The organism is Pseudoalteromonas sp. SG45-2 (assembly GCF_014164115.1).
GTDB lineage: Bacteria > Pseudomonadota > Gammaproteobacteria > Enterobacterales > Alteromonadaceae > Pseudoalteromonas > Pseudoalteromonas distincta.
This window is the reverse complement of the sequence record NZ_JACJEO010000046.1, coordinates 1-5,009: the sequence shown is the minus strand read 5'-3', so window position 1 is coordinate 5,009 and position 5,009 is coordinate 1. Positions and strand designations below refer to the sequence as shown.

The window sequence follows — 5,009 nt, the reverse complement described above, 5'->3', positions numbered from 1 at the left end:
GATAACTGACCCATACTTAAAATGAAGGATATTTCTGCAAGCTTGAATTGATTTTCCAAACGTATTCCTGCATGAAGCCCTTCCGCACGTTGATTTAATGCAAGTAAGTAGTCAGAAGTATTAATGTCACCAGCTTCCCAGCGCTTATTTAATAAGTTTTCGCTGCTATCTAATCTGCCTTTTGTCAGTTTTTGCCATTGCTCATAATATTTTTTACTGACAATAAGCGATTCATAATTAGCTTTTGCTTCAAATGACTGCTTTCGATAAACCGACCGAAAGTTAGCCTCTGCTGCAATTGCTTCTGAATAAGCGGCTTTAACAGTATCTGAATAGTTATTTCTGATATTTAAAGGCATTGAGAAAGTCACGCCAATCAAGTCTTCATCTCCACTTTTCCCTGCGTTAACTCCAATGGTTGGATTGGCTTTAGATTCCATAGTGGTTAGTTGAGCTTTAGATTGTTTTATCTTCCATTGCGCTCTAGCGAGTTTAACTTTTGGATGTTCCTCAACCCACTGAGAGTTAAATGAATAGTTTGTTGCTCCAAAAGTAAATGAAAACAAATTGGTAGTATTAGGCGTCCAATCAGGCAATAACTCCTGAACATTTACCTCTGCATTTTTCAAAGCAATTTGCGACTCAGATATTTCACTGAAAACTTGGGACAAGTTTAAATAAACCAGTTCAGCGTCAAGTGGCTCTAAAAGTCCTGCTTTTCGCTTATCTTCAATAATTCCAACGAGCGTTTGTAATTGATTTTCTCTTACTGAAAGTAACTGAGCCACCTTTTTTGCTGCTTGCCAATTAACTATTGCAGTTAAAGCGTTAGCCTTTTTAGAATCGAGTAGAGATAACAATTGTTGCTGGTTTGCATAAACACCAATTTCACCAATGCTTTTATTTGCTGATTGCTTATCCCAAAAATCAATCGTTTGACTGATACCAATAGAATAATTATCAAAATCACCCTCTTTTTCATAGCTTGCTTCAAGCTCTGGGTTATATACGGCTTTAGTTAAGCTCTTGGCTCTATGATTACTTGCATTAAGTAACTCTTTAGCCGCAACAACTTCGGGATCTTTATTTATTTGACTATCTAGCCATGAAATACTTTTCTGTTTGGCATAAGTGGCAACTGAAAAACTCACAGCCATACATAAAGACAGGACTAAACCTGCATTTTTTAAATATATATACATAAAAATTCTTAATTTTAAAATTAATAAACACGAAACCTTTATCCATTATTAAAGGATAAATAGGTCATTAAAAATTAATCTAATTAAGAAATGGGCGGACGAAGTATCGCTTCAAGAAAGGTACTTGTTTGATCAATTTGATAAGGCGTTTTATTGATAATGTTTAGTTTGCCCGTGGTATTTGAATTACTGACTAAAATCCAAGATAAGTGGCTGCCACTGCAATGTCCGCAGTGATGACAATCTTTTTCATTATGCTGCTCATCACCTACATTATCATTTGAGACATTTCGATCATCTGCATGATCATGTTGAATTTGAAGGTGCTCTATATCTATTTGGTGATTCTCAGGTGTTGCGGATACAACAGCAGTTAACGATTGCAAAACAATCGAAACGACTAATAGTATTTTTAACGCAACATTGAATTTCAAAATAAACACCTACTTAAATATGAAAAATTATAATATCAAAAAAAGGTTTTCTAAACTAGCCATGCGCATGTTTTTCATGCTCGTCACGGCAAGTTTCTTGAGGAAACTCAAACTCAATGGTTGTATGAGATAAATTATAAGAAGAAAGTTCCTTAGCCACTTGTTGTTTTAGCCTAATTAATTTATCAACCTCAAAGTTATGGGCTAACTCTAGGTGAGCAGTTAATACGTGACTTTCCCCGTCTAATGACCAAAAGTGCATATGATGAATCCCATTAATTTCAGGTATAGCCTTTATCGCTTTTTCAATATTATTCTGCACTTCTTCATCAGGTGTAGCTTGAAGAAATAGTGCCAATGTTGTTTTCAGGTTTTTCAAAACGTTAAACAATATAAACAGTGTAAAGCCTATAGAAAGCAAAGGATCTAATATTGGTAGATCTACAAAAAGCAGCACGATAGAAACAATTAGGACTGCAACCCAGCCAAGTACGTCTTCAAGCAAATGCCACGTAAGTACTTTTTCGTTCAGCGTTTTACCCGCTTTTAGTTTAAATACTGCATACCCATTAACAGCAACCCCAAGTAATGCAAGACCCAACATTCCTTCAGCCATTGGCATTTCAGGATTAGATAATCTTGGTATTGCTTCAAATAGCACCCAGACAGAACCAATAACTAATACAATACTGTTAATTAATGCGCCAAACAGGGTAAGACGACGATAGCCATAGCTAAATCTATCGGATGCTTCTTTATCCGAGAAACGACTCAGTATCCAAGCGAATCCTATAGATAAACTGTCACCCAGGTCATGTACAGCATCAGCCATAATAGCGGTACTGTTGGTTAGCCAACCACCAATAAATTCGATAATAGTAAATGAAACATTAAGGAAAAATGTCCAACCTATACGGTCGTCTTTTCCATGCGAATGGCTATGGCTATGATTGTGCATTTTCCACCTCAAGAACTTTTAAATTTCTTACATTGACTACGTTAAAATTGATAAAGTGACGGATCACTCGTTGATACATCCAACGTTTGATTCCTGATAAGTTAGTTCCTTTTTCGAGATAAAACTCATCAGGGGAATTATAAACACCAAAATCATCATGAATACCTTCTTTTTGTATATAGGTATCTTGACCACGCCAATCTGTATCTGGCGAAGAGAAACACTTTGTTGCAACACCATAACCACAAAATTCGTTTTTTATTTGACTAAATTTGTGCTGTAGTGAACTTAAATATTGTTCATCTAATATAAAGCCTTCTAAGTTTATCCAACGATCCTTGAAATAAACTTCAATCCAACTATGAATGATATATTTAGGTGCTAACCAAAATACATAAGTTGGAATAGCTCCTTTTTGTAATCGCTGCTCAATAGTAAAGCCGTGAAAACGACATTGAATACCTAATCCTCGTAACAAAGCCATCAGCAAGTTACCCTTGGTATTGCATTGTCCGTAACCATCGGCTAAAACACTGCTTGCTGAAATATCATCACTCTCATTGTAACCAAATAATATTTCATCTTTAACAAATTGGTAGGCTGCACCAATTTTGTTGAAGTCATCGAGTTCTTGCCAATTACGCTCAGAAATTAATGATTGAATTGTAGAGTGTTCAAAATTTACTATCTTGGTTTTTTCTAGATATTTGCTATTCATTGATGTTTCCTTACTTTGAACAACCAAAGGTTGATTGTTTATCTTCATTTGGTGTTTAACGTGTTTTCTCAGCAACAGCTAATTCTTGTTTAGCATCGCTTAGTATTCGGTAAGCGCCTCGAAGAATTAACATTGAAATGATGCTACCAATGACGATATCAGGCCAACGCTGTTTCAGCACCATAACGAGTATGCCTGCGATAACGACACCAAGATTTGCAATTACATCATTCGCTGAAAATATCCAGCTAGCTCTCATATGTACTTCATCGTTGTTGTGCTTTCGAATAAGGATGAGACAAATCACATTTGCAACTAAAGCAACCATGCCTACGCCAATCATAAACCAAGAGTGAGGCTCACTTTCACCATACAGCCTTCTAGCAATATCCATTAGAATTAGCACGCCTAACCCCAGTTGGAAATAGCCACTCACTAAAGCAGCATTAGCCTTATGTTGGATTGACTTTCCCACCGCGTATAGTGCAATTGCATAGACGATTGCATCCGCTAGCATGTCTAACGAATCTGCAATTAAAGCCGTTGATTCTGATAACCAACCAAAGCCAATTTCAAAAACAAACATCGAGGCATTGATAGCCAGAAGCCAATAAAGCACCGTTTTTTGCTGGTTATCTTTTAGCTCAACTTCACACCCACAATCGCTCATTTTCATCTCCGATTAACTTGTATGCTCTAACTATAAATCCTATAGTGACTATAGGGTCAAGTTTATTTGGAAATTTTATGAAAATTGGTGAGTTATCGAAAACATCGGGGTATTCAGTACAAACCATCCGATATTATGAAAAGGAGGGCTTGCTGTCAGATCCTGATCGCACTGAAGGGAATTTCAGGTTGTATTCTAATAAGGCATTTAAAGAGCTAGAGTTCGTAAAGCATTGTCGAAGTTTAGATATTCCGCTTAATGATATTAAGCGACTCATTGAATTAAAAAACAAGCCAGAGGAGAGTTGCTCTAGTGTAAATGCATTAATTGATCGGCAACTAACTTTAGTTAATCAACGAATGAAGGAATTGAATGCACTCAAAAAAGAGTTAAAACTAATGGCAAGCTCTTGCGGGTCTGACGGTACAATTGAAGTCTGTGGCATTATCAAGTCATTAGATAGTTGAACTAAATATAACTTTAGATTAGTAGTATTCACAAAGGCAATAATGAAAACCATTGGCAAATTAGCACAATCATTAAATTTAAATGTAGAAACCATTCGTTTTTATGAACGAGAAGGACTGATTACACAACCTGAAAAACCAATATCTGGTTATAGACAATATGACGAATCAATAGCAGGACAACTTAGGTTTATCACAAAAGCCAAAGCGCTCGGCTTTACGTTAAGAGAAATAAAATCGCTAATGTCTATGGACAGCAACTGCGCTCAAGTTGAGCTATTAAACCGACAAAAGTTAGCAATCATTCGAGACAAAATTAATGACCTTCAACGTTTAGAGAAAGTAATTGTGGGTATGACAAATACCTGTATGCAAAACGAAGATCCAACACATTGCCCCATAATTGACTCATTAAAATGATTGACTCCGTACTTGTATACGGAGTTTAGAATGATGGTAATATCAACCAATAGACTTTCAAATGATAAATAAAATATTAGACAGAGTAGGCTCTAGTGGCGTTTGGCTAGCGGCACGGCCTGCTTCCCTGCATTAAGGTC

Annotated in this window: 7 protein-coding genes; 2 read left to right on the top strand and 5 right to left on the bottom strand. The window is 36.3% G+C overall.

Annotated elements, in window-relative coordinates:
• From H5116_RS19930 to H5116_RS19910, 5 genes are all read right to left on the bottom strand, one after another.
• Positions 1-1,202 (bottom strand): TolC family protein (locus tag H5116_RS19930; protein ID WP_039588151.1); only part of this gene is annotated, 1,202 nt, incomplete at its 3' end.
• 83 nt (positions 1,203-1,285) lie between these two features.
• A complete protein-coding gene (locus H5116_RS19925; protein ID WP_004588885.1) occupies positions 1,286-1,636 on the bottom strand; it encodes a hypothetical protein in 351 nt (116 codons plus the stop codon).
• A gap of 55 nt (positions 1,637-1,691) precedes the next feature.
• Positions 1,692-2,594 carry a cation diffusion facilitator family transporter gene (locus H5116_RS19920; protein WP_004588886.1) on the bottom strand — a complete coding sequence of 301 codons (903 nt, stop codon included), beginning with the start codon at positions 2,592-2,594 and terminating at the stop codon, positions 1,692-1,694.
• Positions 2,581-3,312, bottom strand: a complete 732-nt coding sequence (locus H5116_RS19915; RefSeq protein WP_004588887.1) for a transglutaminase family protein — start codon at positions 3,310-3,312, stop codon at positions 2,581-2,583. The genes H5116_RS19920 and H5116_RS19915 overlap by 14 nt, the downstream gene beginning before the upstream one ends.
• A gap of 55 nt (positions 3,313-3,367) precedes the next feature.
• Positions 3,368-3,982, bottom strand: coding sequence for a cation transporter (locus H5116_RS19910; protein ID WP_004588888.1), 615 nt, complete (start codon positions 3,980-3,982; stop codon positions 3,368-3,370).
• 77 nt (positions 3,983-4,059) lie between these two features.
• On the opposite strand from H5116_RS19910, the gene H5116_RS19905 reads away from it, so the two are divergent.
• Positions 4,060-4,449 (top strand): Cd(II)/Pb(II)-responsive transcriptional regulator, encoded by a 390-nt coding sequence (locus tag H5116_RS19905; protein ID WP_004588889.1) that lies wholly within the window; start codon positions 4,060-4,062, stop codon positions 4,447-4,449.
• Positions 4,450-4,491: 42 nt separating this feature from the next.
• A complete protein-coding gene (locus tag H5116_RS19900) occupies positions 4,492-4,869 on the top strand; it encodes a MerR family transcriptional regulator (RefSeq protein WP_004588890.1) in 378 nt (125 codons plus the stop codon).
• Positions 4,870-5,009 lie beyond the last annotated feature (140 nt).

Coding starts and splice junctions, on each gene's coding strand:
- H5116_RS19920 (WP_004588886.1), bottom strand. CDS start 2,594: ATGCACAATCATAGCCATAGCCATTCGCATGGAAAAGACGACCGTATA.
- H5116_RS19915 (WP_004588887.1), bottom strand. CDS start 3,312: ATGAATAGCAAATATCTAGAAAAAACCAAGATAGTAAATTTTGAACAC.
- H5116_RS19910 (WP_004588888.1), bottom strand. CDS start 3,982: ATGAGCGATTGTGGGTGTGAAGTTGAGCTAAAAGATAACCAGCAAAAA.
- H5116_RS19905 (WP_004588889.1), top strand. CDS start 4,060: ATGAAAATTGGTGAGTTATCGAAAACATCGGGGTATTCAGTACAAACC.
- H5116_RS19900 (WP_004588890.1), top strand. CDS start 4,492: ATGAAAACCATTGGCAAATTAGCACAATCATTAAATTTAAATGTAGAA.